This window comes from Acidovorax sp. PRC11 (assembly GCF_031844105.1).
Taxonomy (GTDB): Bacteria; Pseudomonadota; Gammaproteobacteria; order Burkholderiales; family Burkholderiaceae_C; genus Paracidovorax.
On the sequence record NZ_JAUZUQ010000002.1, the window covers coordinates 406,176 to 419,096 of the forward strand.

Here is a 12,921-nt window from a genome sequence, read left to right on the forward strand (position 1 = left end):
GGTCGGGCCCGCATGAAACCGCCATGTAACCGCTTCCGTGCCAGAATTGAAACCGGATTACATCGAACCCCCGCACATTCAATCAGGAGACACCCCCATGCGCATCCGCCGAGCCACCAAGATCGTCGCCACCCTGGGGCCCGCGTCGAGCGATCCGGTCCTGCTGGAGCGGATGATCGCCATGGGCGTGAACGTGGTGCGGCTCAACTTCAGCCACGGCACGGCGCAGGACCACATCGACCGCGCCGAGAAGGTGCGTGCCGCGGCCCAGCGCGCGGGCCGCGAGGTGGCGATCATGGCGGACCTGCAGGGCCCCAAGATCCGCGTGGGCAAGTTCGCCGAGGGCAAGGTGTGGCTGGAGCCCGGCGCGGCCTTCGTGCTCGATGCCTCGCGCACCGAGCTGGGCGACGGGGCCGGCGTGGGCCTGGACTACAAGGAGCTGCCCCGCGACGTGCGGCCCGGCGACGTGCTGCTGCTCAATGACGGCCTCATCGTGCTCACGGTGAACGCGGTGCGTGGCGAACAGGTGCTCACCACCGTGCGCGTGGGCGGCGAGCTGTCGAACAACAAGGGCATCAACAAGCAGGGCGGAGGCCTCACGGCGCCGGCGCTCACGGCCAAGGACATGGAGGACATCAAGACCGCCATGGGCTTCCAGGCCGACTACGTGGCCGTGAGCTTCCCCAAGAACGCCACCGACATGGAGATGGCGCGCCAGCTCTGCAACGTCGCCGCGGCCGAGTTCCGCCACAAGCCCGGCCTGATCGCGAAGATCGAGCGCGCCGAGGCCGTGCCGCGCCTGGAGGAGATCCTGCGCGTGTCCGACGGCATCATGGTCGCGCGCGGCGACCTGGCCGTGGAGGTGGGCAATGCCGCCGTCCCCGCGCTGCAGAAGAAGATGATCCGCATGGCGCGCGACATGGACAAGGTCGTCATCACCGCCACGCAGATGATGGAGAGCATGATCACCAACCCGGTGCCGACGCGGGCCGAGGTGAGCGATGTGGCCAACGCGGTGCTGGACGGCACAGACGCCGTGATGCTCAGCGCCGAGACGGCCGCCGGCCGCTACCCGCTGGAGACGGTGGAAGAGATGGCCAAGATCTGCGCCGCCGCCGAGGCCGCCGAAGACCCCGAGCGCGATTCGGATTTCACGGGACAGACGCTGGGCCGCATCGACCAGTCCATCGCCATGGGCGCGCTGTTCACGGCCCACCACCTGGGCGCCAAGGCGCTGGTGGCCCTGACGGACAGCGGCTCCACCGCGCTCTGGATGAGCCGCCACCGCATCCACATCCCGATCTACGCCCTCACGCCCAAGGTGGCGACGCAGCGCAAGATGGCGATGTACCGCAACGTGCGCCCGCTGCTCATGGACACCAGCGTGGACCGCGACACGGCCCTGGAGCAGGCCGAAGGCCACCTCAAGAGCCGCAACATCGTGCAGCAGGGCGACCTCTACGTGATCACCTGCGGAGAGCCGATGGGCGCGCCCGGCGGAACCAATATGCTGAAGATCTGCCGCGCCGGCTGATCCACGCCCGCACCATCCGCTGGGCGGGCCATGCGCAGGCCACGCCCACCAGCGCACCGGCCACCACGTCCGACGGCATGTGCACGCCCAGGCACAGGCGGCTCCAGGCGATGGACGCCGCCACCCCGTAGGCCAGCCACCGCCAGACGGGCGGCGTGCCGCGTCCCAGGCCGCGCACGAATCCGCGCGCCAGCGCGAAGGCCGCGGCCGCATGCATGCTCGGGAAGCCCGGGCGGGCCCCGTGCTCGATCCACTGCATGCCCAGGCCGAGCGCCGCCGGTCGGGGAATGTGCACCAGTTCGCGGAAGCCCCGCACGGCGCACCACGCCAGCAGCATCGACAGCAGCCCGCAGGCGGCGGCGCGGCGCGTCGCCGGCAGCCCGCGCGCGAATTCCAGCAGCAGCAACAGGCCGGCGAACACGGGCAGGTCTTCCGACAGCCAGCGCGCGGCGGCGATGACGCCCGCCGGCGTGGCGGCCGTGGCGTTCAGCGCCAGGAAGAGGGTGGTGTCGAGGCTGTCCATCACCGGCTCGCGTCGATGCCGTCGGGCAGCGGATCGCCCGGCAGGGTGCGCAGGCGCCGCAGCGCGGCCATCGCCAGGTCGCAGGCCCAGCCCGTGGTCCAGCACAGCCAGGCCGTCCACAGCGTGTGGCTCATGAAGTGCGCACCGCGCGCCTGCTGCGCCAGCCCGAGCGTGAAACCCGCGGCGAGCGAGGTGGCCAGCCACCAGCGGGCCGCGCGCGGCAGGCGGCGGCGCAGCGGAAAGTAGCCGCCGAGGAACGCGAAGCCGGCCGCGGCATGGCCCGCCGGGAAGCAGTGGCCGCCACCGCCGTCGAACACGCCGTGCGACCAGTGCGAGACGTACCGGGCCACGCCGCCGAACTCGGCCAGGTCCCACGGGCAGCTGGTGGCGCTGGCCCGCTTGAAGACCGCGATCACGGCGAGCGCGAGCAGGGCGCTGGCCGCCATCTGCATGCGGTCCGCGGTGGCGAGCCGGCGCATCCAGCCTACCGGCCACCAGACCGAGGCGGCCAGCAGCACCATCAGCACCCAGCCCGCGCGCCGCGCGTCCTCGTGCATCACGGCCACGAAGAACCAGTCGTCGCGCAGCGGGAACCCGCCGGCGTTGCCGAAGATGCGCGCGAGCGCGGTATCGAACGCGGTGGCGTCCCAGCCGGCGATGAGGCCCAGGCAGGCCAGCGTCCAGAACAGGATGCCCGCGGACCCCCGGAGGGTGGCCGGGGGCGGCGGGGCGGTGGAGGAATGCGCAGGAAGCATGGAGCGCGACCTTAGGGAGTCCGTATTAACGCCGTCTTAATGACCCCACAATCGGCGCCATGAGAATTCTCGTAGTCGAAGACGATGAGGGCATCGCCGCGGGCCTGCGGGCCAACCTGCAGCAGCGCGGCTATGCGGTGGACGTGTGCGGCGGCATCGCCCCGGCCTGGAGCGCGCTGCGGACCGAGCGGTTCGACGCCGTCCTGCTGGACCTGGGCCTGCCCGACGGGGACGGCGGCGACCTGCTCACGCGGCTGCGTGCGGCGCCGCCCGCCGCGCCGGGCCAGCCCGGCAAGCTGCCGGACCCGGCCACGCCCGTGCTCATCCTGACCGCGCGCGACCAGGTGCGCCAGCGCATCGCCGGCCTGGACCAGGGCGCCGACGACTACCTGGCCAAGCCGTTCGACGTGGATGAACTGGAGGCGCGCCTGCGCGCCCTGCTGCGCCGCGCCGCGGGGCGCGCCTCGCCCGTCATCCGCGTGCACGACATCGAACTCGACCCGGCGGCGCGCACGGTGCGGCGTGCCGGGCAGCCGGTGGAGATGTCGCCGCGCGAATTCTCGGTGCTGCTGGTGCTGCTCGACGCCCGCGGGCGCGTGCTCTCGCGCCAGCAGATCGAGGAGCGCCTCTACAACTGGCAGAGCGGGGTGGAGAGCAACGCCATCGAGGTGCATATCCACCACCTGCGCAAGAAGCTCGGCAGCGAGCGCATCCAGACCATGCGCGGCGTGGGCTACTTCGTTCCCTGGGAGTGACCGGCGCCATGGCCCCCGCACCGCCGCGCGCTGCCGCGCGCATTCCCTCCCTCACGCGCCGCCTGGTGCTCTGGACGCTCGGCGCGCTGCTGGTCGTGTGGGCCACCTTCGTCGGCATGGCCTACCTCACCGGCATCGAGGAGGCCGACGAGCTGACCGACGGCCACCTCGCCAGCGTCGCGGCCCTGCTGCTCAACCTGCGCCCCGGCGAGACGGTGGACCCGGCCGATGCCATCCAGCGCGCCCCCACGCCCTGGCTGCGGGCGCACGACTACCAGCAGTCGCTGAAAGTCGTGCAGTGGGATGCCGACGGCCGCCTGCTCTCGCACAGCGGCGAGGCCCCGCTGCCGCCCTTCGACGTGCCCGAGGGCTTCGCCACCCTGCACCTGGGGCAGAAGTCCACGCCCTGGCGCAGCTTCTCGCAATGGGACGGCCCGCGCTCGCGCAAGGTGGCCGTGCTGCTCGACATGGAGGAGCGCGACGACCTCGCCGAGGACATCGCCGCGCAGATGGTGCAGCCCGGCCTGTGGCTGCTGCCCGTGGTGATGCTGGTGCTGGGCTTCGCGGTGCGGCGCGGCCTGCGGCCGCTCTACACCCTGTCGCACGACGTGGCCGCGCTGGACGTGGCCGGCGCCGGGCGCCTGTCCACCGGCGAGACGCCGCGCGAATTCGAATCGGTGGTCGCCTCCATCAACACGCTGCTCGACCGGCAGCAGGAGGCACTGGTGCGCGAGCGCCGCCTGGCCAACGAGGTGGCGCACGAATTGCGCACGCCGCTGTCGTCCATCGTGCTGCAGGCGCGGGCGCTCGGCGGCGGCCTGGACGGCCCGGCCCAGGCGGAGGCGCTCGCGCGCATCGGGCAGGACGCCCTGCGCGCCGGCCACGTGCTCAACCAGCTGCTGGCGCTGGCGCGGGCCAGCCGCACGCGGCTGCACGAGCTGGAGGCGGAGGTCGATCTCGCCGAGCTCGCGCGCGCCGTCGCCGCCGATTTCGCGCAGGCCGCCTGGCAGCACGGCGCCGCGCTGGGCGTGGCGGCCGACGTGCCCGTGCCCGTGCGCGGCAATGCCGTGCTGCTCGACATGGCGCTGCGCAACCTGGTGGAGAACGCGCTGCGCCACACGCCCACCGGCACGCGCGTGGAGATCCAGGCCGGCCCCCTGGGCGCGGGCGGCGGCTGGCTGCAGGTCTGCGACGACGGCCGCCGTGCCCCGGACGCCGTGCCCGCCTCCCACCCCCTCGACGCGGCGGACGACCGGGCCCGCGGCGCCGCCCACGCCCGCGCGCCGGTGGACAGCCTGCACCTCGGCCACGAGATCATCGCCCGCGTGGCCGAGGCGCACGGCGGCCGCTTCTCGGAAGCATCGGCGCCCCCGCCCTTCACGACGTGTTACCGGGTGGAACTGCGCACCGCCGCGGGGGCGGGTGCCCCCGGCTAAAATGTCCCGGTTACGAAGCGGTTACCACCGCCGGCCCGCCGAGAATGACCCGGCCCGCCGTGCGCTCTGCACGGGCCGGGCGCTCCATCCCCACCCTTGAATGGAACCACCCCCATGCCTCTCGTCTCGATGCGCGAAATGCTCGACCATGCCGCGGAAAACCGCTACGGCATCCCCGCCTTCAACGTCAACAACCTGGAGCAGGTGCAGGCGGTGATGGCGGCGGCCGACGAAGTCGGCGCCCCGGTGATCCTGCAGGCCAGCGCGGGCGCACGCAAGTACGCCGGCGAGCCCTTCATCAAGCACCTGATCCTGGCCGCCACCGAGATGTACCCCCACATCCCCCTGGTGATGCACCAGGACCACGGCACCAGCCCCGAGGTGTGCCAGGGCGCGCTGAACCTGGGCTTCGGCTCGGTGATGATGGACGGCTCGCTGATGTCCGACGGCAAGACGCCGTCCTCGTTCGACTACAACGTCGACGTCACGCAGAAGGTCGTGGCCATGGCCCACAAGGTCGGCGCGACGGTGGAAGGTGAACTGGGCTGCCTGGGCAACCTGGAAACCGGCGATGCCGGCGAGGAAGACGGCATCGGCGCCGAAGGCAAGCTGGACCACAGCCAGATGCTGACCGACCCCGAAGAGGCCGCGCAGTTCGTGCAGGCCACGCAGCTCGACGCGCTGGCGATCGCCATCGGCACCAGCCACGGCGCCTACAAGTTCAGCCGCCCGCCCACGGGCGACATCCTGGCGATCAGCCGCGTGAAGGAAATCCACGCCCGCATCCCCAACACCCACCTCGTGATGCACGGCTCGTCCTCGGTGCCGCAGGAGCTGCTGGCGATCATCAACCAGTACGGCGGCAAGATCAAGGAAACCTACGGCGTGCCGGTGCAGGAGATCCAGGAAGCCATCAAGTACGGCGTGCGCAAGATCAACATCGACACCGACATCCGCCTCGCCATGACCGGCGCGGTGCGCAAGTTCCTGGCCGAGAACCCCGACAAGTTCGACGCGCGCGAATGGCTCAAGCCCGCCCGCGAGGCCGCCAAGCAGATCTGCAAGCAGCGCTACGTCGAGTTCGGCTGCGAAGGCCAGGGCGCGAAGATCAAGGGCCGCAGCCTGCAGGACATGGCCGGCCTCTACGCCTCGGGCGCGCTGGCCCAGGTCGTGAACTGACACGCGCCGGCACGGCGTCCGGCCGGGCGGGGCCGGTGCGGCGGGTTCGGGTTAAGCTCCCGTTTCTGCCGCCGGGCCGGGGCCGCGCCAACGCCGCCCCTGCGCCCGGGCCGGTCCGCGGTCCTTCCGCTTTCCTTTCTTTGCCGAGCCGCCCGTCCCCGTGAAAAAGCCGTCCTTCCCGTCCCTGCCCGCGCGCGCGGGCCGGTGCCTTCCGATCGCCGCCGCTGCCGCCGTGCTGCTGACCCTCGCGGCCTGCGCCCCGGTGCAGCCTTCGCTTCCGCAGGTGGGCCGTGCCCAGGTCGACATGCCGGCCGGCGACTGGGAAGTGCTGCAGCGCGGCCACTTCGTCGTCGACGTGCTGCCGGACGACGTCGCCGACGACCTGCCCATGGACACCACCGTGCTGGGCCTGCGCGGCCCCGGCAGGGACCGGCCCCTGCTGGCCCTGGTGTTCGTGCAGACCAACGCCACCAACTACCCGCGCGACACCACGCTCTGGACGCTGCCCTGCCGACCGCAGGACGGGGTGTTCGTCGAGGACTTCACCCGCGGCAGCCCGGCCCGCGCCGACTGCCTGCGCTACCGGCGCCGCGCCGATACGGCCGACTACCTCGCGCGCAACCGCCCCGCGGTGTCGCAGTGGATGGCGCAGCAGAAGCTCGCGCCCGGCGTGCCGTACTCGCATGTGCTCTACCGCTACGCCAACGACGGCGGCGCCTTCATCTCGGTGGACGTGGTGGCCTCGCAGAGCCTGCTGCGCCCCGAGACGCGCAACAACGACGAATTCCTGGAGGCCGGGCGTCCGGCCTTCCGATGGAGCCGCGAGCTGGCGGACGCCGCGCGCCTGAGCGTCTCGATGATGGACGGCCGCTTCGTGTTCCCGGCGTTCCCCGTGCCCATCAAGGACCCTGCAGCGCCTGCCACGGGCACCGCCGCGGCCACCACCCCTGCGACGCCCGTGGTCACCGGGGCGCCGGCGGTTCCCGCTGCGCCTGCGGCGCCCGTGGTTCCGCCCGCCCCTGCGGTCCCGGTGGTCCCGGCCCCTGCGGCGGCGGCTCCGGCGACCCCGCCGGCGCAGTGAGTGCCCGCTGAGGCCGCGCTGTGAGGAGCGGCGCATGCGCCGCGCGCCGCCCGGTTCCGGAAGGCACCGTACGCGATGATCCGTACAGGAATTCCCTAGGGGTAAGCCCAGTCACGCCCCGGCGGCCCGGGCGACGAGAATGCGAATTCTTTTTTTTCGTGTAACAGCAGGTTCTGGAGACATACAGCATGAACGACCGTCCGTGGCTTGCCGCGTACCCCGAGGGTGTGCCGGCCGACATCGATCCGGCGCAGTACCCGTCGCTCGTCGCCCTGATGGAAGAAGCCTTCCAGAAGCATGCGGACCGCACCGCCTACAGCTTCATGGGCAAGGACATCAGCTTCGCCCAGACGGAGGTGCAGAGCCGCCAGCTGGCTGCCTACCTGCAGGGGCTCGGGCTCGCGCGCGGCGACCGCGTGGCGGTCATGATGCCCAACGTGCCGCAGTACCCGGTCGCCATCGCGGCCATCCTGCGCGCCGGTTTCGTGGCCGTGAACGTGAACCCGCTCTACACGCCGCGTGAGCTCGAGCACCAGCTCAAGGACTCGGGCGCGAAGGCGATCGTCATCGTGGAGAACTTCGCCGCCACGCTGCAGGCCTGCATCGGCGCGACGCAGGTGCAGCACGTGGTGCTCTGCGCCATGGGCGACCAGCTGGGCCTGCTCAAGGGCCTGGTCGTGAACTACGTGGTGCGCAAGGTCAAGAAGCTGGTGCCGGCGTTCTCGCTGCCGGGCGCCGTGCGCTTCAACGACGCGGTCGCCAGGGGGGCGCGCGGCACCCTGCAGAAGCCCGACCTGCGGCCCGACGACGTCGCGCTGCTGCAGTACACGGGCGGCACCACGGGGGTGTCCAAGGGCGCCGTGCTGCTGCACCGCAACCTGATCGCCAACGTGCTGCAGTCGGAGGCCTGGAACGAGCCCGCGATGCGCAAGATTCCGGAGGGCGTGCAGCCCGCGAGCGTCTGCGCCCTGCCGCTCTACCATATCTTCGCGTTCACCGCGAACATGATGCTGGCGATGCGCACCGGCGCCAAGACCATCCTGATCCCCAACCCGCGCGACCTCGCCGCGGTGCTCAAGGAGCTATCGGGCCACACCTTCCACAGCTTCCCGGCCGTGAACACGCTCTTCAACGGCCTGGCCAACCACCCCGACTTCAACACGGTGGACTGGACGAACCTGAAGGTGTCCGTCGGCGGCGGCATGGCCGTGCAGAGCGCGGTGGCGCGCCTGTGGCTCGAAAAGACCGGCTGCCCCATCTGCGAGGGCTACGGCCTGTCGGAGACCAGCCCCTCGGCGAGCTGCAATCCCGTCACCACGAAGGAGTACACCGGCACCATCGGCGTACCCCTGCCCAGCACGCGCATGAAGCTCATCGACGACGAGGGCCGCACGGTGACCGAGCCCGGCCGCGCCGGCGAGATCGTCATCCAGGGCCCGCAGGTCATGGCCGGCTACTGGCAGCGCCCCGACGAGACGGCCAAGGTCATGACCGAGGACGGCTACTTCAAGACCGGCGACATCGGCACCATGGACGAGCGCGGTTTCTTCAAGATCGTGGACCGCAAGAAGGACATGGTGCTGGTCAGCGGCTTCAACGTCTACCCGAACGAAGTGGAGGACGTGGTGGCCGCGCTGCCCGGCGTGATGGAATGCGCGGTGGTGGGCGTGCCCGACGAGAAGACCGGCGAGGCCGTGAAGCTGGTGATCGTGAAGAAGGACCCGGAACTCACCGAAGCCCAGGTGCGCGAGTTCTGCAAGTCCAACCTCACCGGCTACAAGCAGCCGCGCCTGATCGAGTTCCGCGAATCGCTGCCCAAGACGCCCGTGGGCAAGATCCTGCGCCGCGAGCTGCGCGACAGCAGGAAGGCCTGACCGGGCCATTCGCCCAGCGGCCGGCGGCGCAGTGCTGCCGGCTTTTTTTCGTCTTTCGTTTTCCCCGCCGGCCACGGCGTCGCTCTCCATGCTCCGAACAGCCATCCTCAGCGCCCTGCCCGAAGAGCAGGCCGGCCTCTCGTCCGCCCTGCAGGCGCCGGAACGCGTCGTGCACGCCGGCAGGACGTTCCACTGCGGCATGCTGGAAGGGCAGGAGGTGGTGCTGGCCCTGTCCGGCATCGGCAAGGTGGCGGCGGCCACCACCGCCACGGCGCTCATCGAGCGCTTCGGCGCGGCGCGCATCGTGTTCACGGGCGTGGCGGGCGGCCTGGGCGAGGGCGTGCAGGTGGGCGACGTGGTGGTCGCGCACGACTACCTGCAGCACGACATGGACGCCTCGCCGCTGTTCCCGCGCTGGGAGCTGCCCGGCTACGGCCGCGCCCGGCTGGCGTGCGACCCGCACCTGGCCGGCCTGCTCTCGGCGGCGGTGGACGGATGCCTGCAGGATCTGGGCACGCAGGCAGGCGCCATGGAAGGCACCGCCCGCGCACCCTGCCGCCACACCGGCCTCGTCGCCAGCGGCGACCTGTTCGTCTCCACCGCGGACGGTGCCAAAGCCCTGTGTGACGCATTGCGCGCCGAGGACCACGACGTGCTGGCCGTCGAGATGGAAGGCGCCGCGGTCGCCCAGGTCTGCGCGGACTATCGGCTTCCCTTCGCCGCCGTGCGCACCATCTCTGACCGCGCCGATGACACCGCCCACGTGGATTTCGCCCGCTTCGTCGAGACCGTGGCCGCGCGCTACGCGGACCACATCATCCGCCGCTTCTTGCAAATGCTTTAACAAGAGGGCTGTACAACCCACAACGTGGTGGGCAGCCTCCGATGCTTTCCCGCATCACGCAGAAGGCGCGGCCCAGGCCAGCAGACGCCGTGGAACCGGCGGCTCCGCCGGGCCACTGGCGTCGTCCCCCCGGGGGGAAGGCGCGCAGCGCCTCAGGGGGGGGTCACTTCAACCAACCGCGTTTGCGGAAGTACCACATCGGCCCCACGGCGCTCGCCACCATCAGCGCGATGCCGTAGGCATAGCCGTAGGTCCACTGCAGCTCCGGCATGAACTGGAAGTTCATCCCGTACACGCTCGCGATGAGCGTGGGCGGCAGCAGCGCGACGCTCGCCACCGAGAAGATCTTGATGATCTTGTTCTGGTTGATGTTGATGAAGCCGACCGTGGCGTCCATCAGGAAGTTGATCTTGTCGAACAGGAACGCCGTGTGGTTGTCCAGCGACTCGATGTCGCGCAGGATCTGCCGCGCGTCCTCGAACTGCTCGGCATTGAGCATCTTGCTGCGCATCATGAAGCTCACGGCGCGGCGCGTGTCCATCACGTTGCGGCGGATGCGGCCGTTCAGGTCCTCCTGGCGCGCGATGGCGGCCAGCACCTCGCCGGCGCGCGCGTCGGTCACGTCGCCCGAGAGCACCTGCGTACTCACTTCCTTCAGCTCGTCGTAGATGCCTTCGAGCGTGTCGGCGGAGTATTCCGCGTCCAGGTCGAACAGCTTGAGCAGCACTTCCTTGGCATCCTCGATCAGGCCGGGGGCGCGGCGGGCGCGCATGCGCAGCAGGCGGAAGACCGGCAGGTCCTCGTCGTGGATGGAGAACAGCACGCCCTTGCTCTTGAGCGTGTCGTTGACGAGGTTGAGGATGAAGGCCACGCGCACCGAGCGTGGGTTGTCCTCGTCGTCGATCAGGAAGTCGCTGCGGATGTGCAGCTCGCCGTTGTCTTCCTCGTAGAAGCGCGCGGATTCCTCGATGTCCTCGTCCATCGCGTCCGCGGGGATCTGCAGGCCGTAGTGCTGCTTGATCCAGCGCTTTTCCTCGAGCGTGGGCGATTCGAGGTCCACCCAGATCGGCTGGAAGCGGGCCAGCTCTTCCAGGGATTCGATCTCTTCCTGGACGAGGCGGCCGTTGGCGAGCGTGAAGATGTTGAGCATGGGCTCGTTCCCGGTGGGGTGGCGCGGGTGCGCCGTGGGCGAAGGGAGGACGGAAGGGTGCTTTCAACCCCCCGAAGGCCCTGGGCATGCCGGGAGTTGAAAGCTACCGACTGGGGTAGGTTTCCACGGAGCTTTCTCCAAAAAAGCAAGCCGCGAATTATCGCACCGCGGCAGAGCCGCCGTGTGACTGCTGCATGTCAGGCACGGGCCCGGAACGGCTTGGCGTGCGGTGGCCCGACAGCCTCCGCGAGGCCCGGCCCGCAGCCTCCGGATCAGGCGTCGCCGGCCGCTTGCGGCGCAGCGGGCGGCACCGTGCCCGCAGCGGCGTTGCGCACCTGCCCGAGCGCCCGGCACAGGTCGGCCCAGGCGGCGGCCTTGGCGTCGGGCGCGCGCAGTAGGTAGGCCGGGTCGTAGGTGACCACCGCGGGCGTGCCGTCCGGCAGCCGGTGCACGGTGGCGCGCAGCCGCCCGAGCGGCTCGCGGCTGCCCAGCACCGCGCGCGCGGCGGACAGGCCCAGCACCAGAACCATCGCGGGCCGCAGCGTGGCGATGGCGCCCTGCAGCGCCTCGGCCGCCTCCTGCGCATCGGCCGAGGCACCGGGTGCCGCGCGCTCGACGGCTGCGAAATGCGTGCGCGGATGCCGGTGCAGCCGCATCGCGCGCAGCATGTTGTCCAGCAGCTTGCCGGCATCGCCCGTGAGCGGTGCTTCCGGTGCCGCGCTCTCGGCCACCACGAGCCAGCCGGAACCCAGTTCGACCGGCGTGGCGGCGGGGTCGGCCTGCGGATAGAGCGGCAGCGGCGCATGGAGCCGCAGGGCGGGGGCCGCCGAGGCCTCCGACGGCCTGTTCCCCGGCACGGGCGGGGCCGGGTTCGCGGAGCCCGCGGCGGGCACCGCGGGAGACGGGCCGCGCGCCGGAGCCGCCCCGGGCGGGGCGGGCGGAACGGCCACGGGCGCCGCCACCGCGCCGGCCTGCGGACGGGCTGGGGCCGCCGGGACCGGTGCCGCCGCAGGCGCCGCGGAAGATGCGGTCGCGGTCGTGTGCATGGGTGCATGCGAGGGCTCCGCGGCCGGTGCGGCGGGCTGCCATACGGTGATGCCCATTTCGGCCAGCATGGCGCGCTGGCGGGCGTCGAGGTCGAGGCTCATAGGGGGCGGCTCATCACGATGGCGTCTTCGCGGCCGCCGTCCGCGGCGGGGTAGTAGCGCTTGCGTTCACCCACGACGCGGAAGCCGTGGGCCAGGTACACGTCGCGGGCGCGCTGGTTGCTCACACGCACTTCCAGCCAGAGCCACTGGGCCCGCTGGCCGCGCGCCCAGAGCGCCAGCGCGTCGAGCAGCACGCGTGCCCAGCCCTGGCGCTGGTGGACGGGCGCCACGGTCAGGTTGAGCAGGTGCACTTCGTCCACGCCGCGCATGGCCACGAAGTAGCCGATCAGTTCGCCGTCGCCCGCCACCAGCAGCGGCGCCTCGTAGCCCGCGGCGAGCGCGTCGGTGAAATTGCCGCGCGTCCAGGGGTGGGAATAGGCCTGCTGCTCCACGTCCAGCAGCGCATCGAGCCGCCCGAGCGTGAGCGGCTCGAAACGGACCTCGTCCGGGGCATGCAAAGGAGCGCTCATGCCTGCGAGGATACGGAAGACGGCCCGCCGGCGGAAGGGGGCGCGGTCGCCGCCGCGGCTTCGCGCGCGGCGGCCCGTTCGGCCGTGGTCTGGGCCACCTTGTCGCGCACGTAGCGCGGCAGCGCGCCGGCGGCCGGCACCGCGCCGCCCGCCGCGTGCAGTGCCGGGGCGA

The 12,921-nt window shown here is 71.4% G+C and carries 12 protein-coding genes and 1 pseudogene; 7 read left to right on the forward strand and 6 right to left on the reverse strand.

Going from position 1 to position 12,921, the window contains the following annotated elements; genetic code table 11:
• The first annotated feature begins 97 nt into the window (after nucleotides 1–97).
• Nucleotides 98–1,534: a pyruvate kinase gene (gene pyk / locus Q9R47_RS03905; RefSeq protein ID WP_311231884.1), complete on the forward strand. Its 1,437-nt coding sequence runs from the start codon at nucleotides 98–100 to the stop codon at nucleotides 1,532–1,534.
• On the opposite strand, the gene Q9R47_RS03910 is transcribed toward pyk, so the two are convergent.
• Both Q9R47_RS03910 and Q9R47_RS03915 read right to left on the reverse strand, forming a co-directional pair.
• On the reverse strand, nucleotides 1,467–2,057 hold the full coding sequence (locus tag Q9R47_RS03910; RefSeq protein ID WP_311231885.1) for a phosphatase PAP2 family protein: 591 nt from the start codon (nucleotides 2,055–2,057) through the stop codon (nucleotides 1,467–1,469). The two genes, pyk and Q9R47_RS03910, sit on opposite strands and share 68 nt — an antisense overlap.
• Complete coding sequence (locus Q9R47_RS03915) at nucleotides 2,057–2,812, reverse strand: phosphatase PAP2 family protein (protein WP_311231886.1); 756 nt, start codon at nucleotides 2,810–2,812, stop codon at nucleotides 2,057–2,059. The genes Q9R47_RS03910 and Q9R47_RS03915 overlap by 1 nt, the downstream gene beginning before the upstream one ends.
• A 59-nt stretch (nucleotides 2,813–2,871) precedes the next feature.
• Here Q9R47_RS03915 and Q9R47_RS03920 point away from each other — a divergent pair, with 59 nt between their 5' ends.
• The 6 genes from Q9R47_RS03920 to Q9R47_RS03945 all read left to right on the forward strand — a co-directional run bounded on the left by Q9R47_RS03920 (nucleotide 2,872) and on the right by Q9R47_RS03945 (nucleotide 9,981).
• Nucleotides 2,872–3,567 carry a response regulator transcription factor gene (locus Q9R47_RS03920; protein WP_311231887.1) on the forward strand — a complete coding sequence of 232 codons (696 nt, stop codon included), beginning with the start codon at nucleotides 2,872–2,874 and terminating at the stop codon, nucleotides 3,565–3,567.
• An 8-nt stretch (nucleotides 3,568–3,575) separates the two neighbouring features.
• A complete protein-coding gene (locus Q9R47_RS03925; protein ID WP_311231888.1) occupies nucleotides 3,576–5,003 on the forward strand; it encodes a histidine kinase dimerization/phospho-acceptor domain-containing protein in 1,428 nt (475 codons plus the stop codon).
• Between the two features lie 114 nt (nucleotides 5,004–5,117).
• Nucleotides 5,118–6,182 (forward strand): class II fructose-bisphosphate aldolase, encoded by a 1,065-nt coding sequence (gene fba / locus Q9R47_RS03930; protein ID WP_311231889.1) that lies wholly within the window; start codon nucleotides 5,118–5,120, stop codon nucleotides 6,180–6,182.
• Between the two features lie 160 nt (nucleotides 6,183–6,342).
• Complete coding sequence (locus Q9R47_RS03935) at nucleotides 6,343–7,263, forward strand: hypothetical protein (RefSeq protein WP_311231890.1); 921 nt, start codon at nucleotides 6,343–6,345, stop codon at nucleotides 7,261–7,263.
• A 188-nt stretch (nucleotides 7,264–7,451) separates the two neighbouring features.
• Nucleotides 7,452–9,137 carry a long-chain-fatty-acid--CoA ligase gene (locus Q9R47_RS03940; RefSeq protein WP_311231891.1) on the forward strand — a complete coding sequence of 562 codons (1,686 nt, stop codon included), beginning with the start codon at nucleotides 7,452–7,454 and terminating at the stop codon, nucleotides 9,135–9,137.
• Between the two features lie 88 nt (nucleotides 9,138–9,225).
• The gene (locus Q9R47_RS03945) at nucleotides 9,226–9,981 is read left to right on the forward strand and encodes a 5'-methylthioadenosine/adenosylhomocysteine nucleosidase (RefSeq protein ID WP_311231892.1); all 756 of its coding nucleotides are present in this window, start codon (nucleotides 9,226–9,228) and stop codon (nucleotides 9,979–9,981) included.
• Nucleotides 9,982–10,144: 163 nt separating this feature from the next.
• On the opposite strand, the gene corA is transcribed toward Q9R47_RS03945, so the two are convergent.
• The 4 genes and pseudogenes from corA to Q9R47_RS03965 form a co-directional block, all read right to left on the reverse strand.
• Entirely contained in the window at nucleotides 10,145–11,131 is a 987-nt protein-coding gene (gene corA, locus Q9R47_RS03950; protein ID WP_311231893.1) for a magnesium/cobalt transporter CorA, read from the reverse strand.
• Between the two features lie 272 nt (nucleotides 11,132–11,403).
• Complete coding sequence (locus tag Q9R47_RS03955; protein WP_311231894.1) at nucleotides 11,404–12,279, reverse strand: uracil-DNA glycosylase family protein; 876 nt, start codon at nucleotides 12,277–12,279, stop codon at nucleotides 11,404–11,406.
• Entirely contained in the window at nucleotides 12,276–12,749 is a 474-nt protein-coding gene (gene rimI, locus Q9R47_RS03960; RefSeq protein WP_311231895.1) for a ribosomal protein S18-alanine N-acetyltransferase, read from the reverse strand. Before rimI ends, Q9R47_RS03955 begins: the two co-directional genes overlap by 4 nt.
• Nucleotides 12,746–12,921, reverse strand: a pseudogene (locus Q9R47_RS03965) (tRNA (adenosine(37)-N6)-threonylcarbamoyltransferase complex dimerization subunit type 1 TsaB); the annotation flags it as partial. The gene rimI and the pseudogene Q9R47_RS03965, both read right to left, overlap by 4 nt.